Below are 2,154 nucleotides of genomic sequence, written 5' to 3'. Positions count from 1 at the left end.
CCATGGTGACTGGGGCGATGACCGGCTCTTTGGGCAAGAGGGCGACGACATCCTGTATGGCGATGCGGGCGACGACAGGATAGAGGCGGGAGCCGGGAACGATCTGGCGCTGGGCGGCGAAGGAAATGACCGGCTCCAGGGTGACGCCGGCGACGACAGGCTATTCGGCGACGACGGCAAGGATGAGATCCATGGCGGACGCGGCGCCAATCAGGTATTCGGGGATGCCGGCAACGACACGATCGTCCTGGACTTCACCATAAATTTGTATGGACCGGATCAGAACGCGGACGAGTATCGCGGCAGCTACGCCGATGGCGGTGCGGGCGCCGATACATTGCGAATCGAGATGGGCAATAACTTTGTCTATGCCGGGTTCCTCGGCGTCAATTCGGCTACGGGAACCACCGGCTGGGGATCGCCGAGCGACGGAGACCCTTCGTGGGAGGGCAGCAGGTTCGGCAATATCGAGCGCATCGAGATCACTGCCGTAAGCGGCTACATGCCGGAATTCGGCTACCAGGGCGGCGATGCTCCCATCACCGTCGTCAGTTTTTCACCCGTCAACTTCCTGAATGGCGGAGGGGCATCGGAGCACCTGATCGTTGCCGCCGGATCCAGCGGCAGCCTCTTCGACGGCGGCGGCGGCAACGACACATTGGTCAGTCCCCAAAACTCCAGAGACGAGTTTATCTATCATGCCGGCACGGAGCGGTATGACGATTATCAAGGTAAAGATACGATCGTCGGTTTTAGCGAACTGGACGTGATAAAGTTCCGGGGTTTTGCCAGCAGCGACGATGTCTCAGTCAAGGAAACGAATGGATCGACCGTGTTCACCTGGATTTCGGGAAGCGTCACGGTCGACATGATCGGCCTGAGCGAAGGCCAGGACTATCTCTTCGTCGCGTGAGCGGCATGCACCGGTCAGGACGCCACGCCGCCGCACCGTGCACGCATCAGCAGACGCCGCATCGCAAGCGCCACCGGGCGCTCGACCATCCTGCCGTCCAGCAGCACGACGCCCGATGAAGCGGCTGCGCTATCTTCGAACGCGCCGACGATCCGGCGAGCCTCGCGTATCTCCTCGTCCGTCGGCGTAAACGCCGCATTGATGACGAGCACCTGGGTCGGGTGGATCGCCATCTTGGCGGAAAAACCGAGGCCGAGCACGCGGCGAGCCTCGTCGGCGCAGGCATCGGGATTGCCGACATCGACGAAGGGCATGTCGATGGACGGAACCCCGGCAAGCGCCGCCGCATGGACAACCCGCGACCGGCTGTGGAGCAGGGCATCCCATGTGGCGGGCGATCCCAGTTCCGCCGCCAGATCCAGGCCGCCGAACATCACGGCGGCTATCCGAGGCGAGGCGCCGGCAATCGCCGTGGCCTCTTCGATGCCGCGCAGCGTCTCGATCTGGACGACGATCCGCATGTCCATGCCGGCACCCGTCAGCAGCTGGTCTATCCAACCTGCTTCCTGTGCTGAATCCACCTTGGGGACCGCTATGAGTCCCTGTCGCGGACGGGCCTCGATGATGGCCAGCAGGTCGCGCAGACCGGGCTCGGTCCGGATGCTGTTGATCCGGACCACGCGATCGCATTCGCCAAGCGGCGGGCCGGTGAGAAAGCGCACCGCTTCGGCGCGGGCCTGTTCCTTACCCTGCGGCGGTACGGCGTCTTCCAGATCGACGCAGACCGCATCGGCCCCACTGGCCGCAGCCTTGGCAAAACGATCCGGCCGGTTCGCCGGCACGAAAAGCAGGCTGCGCCAGCCGGCTTGTTCACTCTGCATATTTCCCCCACCCATCTTCCTTGATGCCGCCATCCTTGTTGCGGCCGTCGGCGCATGGTTCAGCGCAAGGTGTTGGCGAGACGGCCGATGCCTTCGATCTCGATCGTGACACGGTCGCCCCGCTTGAGGTATTTCGGCGGGTTGAAGCCGATGCCGACGCCGGCCGGCGTACCGGTCGCGATCACGTCACCGGGCTGGAGCGTGATGCCGGCGGAGATCGTCGCGATCAAGGTCGGGATATCGAAGATCAGGTCGCTGGTATTGGCGTTCTGGCGCAATTCGTCGTTCACCCAGCACTGTACCGCCAGGGACGCCGGGTCCAGCTCGTCCGCCGTTACGATCCAGGGTCCCATCGGGCAG

3 protein-coding genes are annotated in these 2,154 nt (G+C 63.8%); 1 reads left to right on the top strand and 2 read right to left on the bottom strand.

The window, feature by feature from the left end:
* Positions 1-913 (top strand): calcium-binding protein (locus AC5JJ6_RS10780; protein WP_496042033.1); only part of this gene is annotated, 913 nt, incomplete at its 5' end.
* A gap of 14 nt (positions 914-927) precedes the next feature.
* Here the strand turns inward: AC5JJ6_RS10780 and AC5JJ6_RS10775 are convergent.
* Both AC5JJ6_RS10775 and AC5JJ6_RS10770 read right to left on the bottom strand, forming a co-directional pair.
* Positions 928-1,794 (bottom strand): HpcH/HpaI aldolase/citrate lyase family protein, encoded by an 867-nt coding sequence (locus AC5JJ6_RS10775; protein WP_496042032.1) that lies wholly within the window; start codon positions 1,792-1,794, stop codon positions 928-930.
* 59 nt (positions 1,795-1,853) lie between these two features.
* A partial coding sequence (locus AC5JJ6_RS10770) for a fumarylacetoacetate hydrolase family protein (protein WP_496042031.1) occupies positions 1,854-2,154 on the bottom strand: 301 nt, incomplete at its 5' end.

The sequence above is a fragment of the Skermanella sp. genome (genome assembly GCF_059503625.1).
This window is presented reverse-complemented; position numbering and strand designations above follow the sequence as displayed.

Bases quoted from the DNA above. Each gene is read 5' to 3' on its own strand.
- AC5JJ6_RS10775 (WP_496042032.1), bottom strand. From the start codon at position 1,794: ATGCAGAGTGAACAAGCCGGCTGGCGCAGCCTGCTTTTCGTGCCGGCG.